Origin of the sequence: Mesorhizobium sp. M7A.F.Ca.US.006.04.2.1 (genome assembly GCF_004022915.1) — a bacterium.
Classification (GTDB): Bacteria; Pseudomonadota; Alphaproteobacteria; order Rhizobiales; family Rhizobiaceae; genus Mesorhizobium; species Mesorhizobium ciceri.
The window spans coordinates 1-420 of sequence record NZ_RZQA01001670.1 but is presented as its reverse complement, the minus strand read 5'-3'; the positions used below and the strand labels follow the sequence as shown (position 1 = coordinate 420).

Sequence of the window (420 nt, the reverse complement as noted above, 5' to 3'; positions counted from 1 at the left end):
GTCCTTGTCGTTGAACCGGGTTATCACGTCGCCGGCCTGGATTCCCGCTTTCTGCGCCGGGCTGCCAGCCTCGACCGAGGCAACCAGCGCGCCCTTGGCGCCCGGCATTCCGAGCGCCTCGGCGATGGAAGGCGTGATCTCCTGAAGACGCACGCCGATGAAGCCGCGCTCGATGCGGCCAGTGCTGATCAGTTGGTCGACGACAGTCCGAGCTGTGCGCGAGGGCACCGCGAATCCAATGCCTATGCTACCGCCTGACGGCGACACGATTGCCGTGTTGACTCCGATGACTTCGCCGCGCGCGTTGAACAAAGGACCTCCCGAGTTACCTCTGTTGATCGAGGCGTCAGTCTGCAGGAAATCGTCGTAAGGACCGGCCTGGATATCGCGAGAGCGGGCAGAAAGGACGCCGACAGTGAC

At 63.6% G+C, this 420-nt stretch carries 1 protein-coding gene; it reads right to left on the bottom strand.

Annotation, left to right across the window (positions count from 1 at the left end):
- A partial coding sequence (locus EN925_RS39325; RefSeq protein ID WP_128337519.1) for a trypsin-like serine protease occupies positions 1-420 on the bottom strand: 420 nt, incomplete at both ends.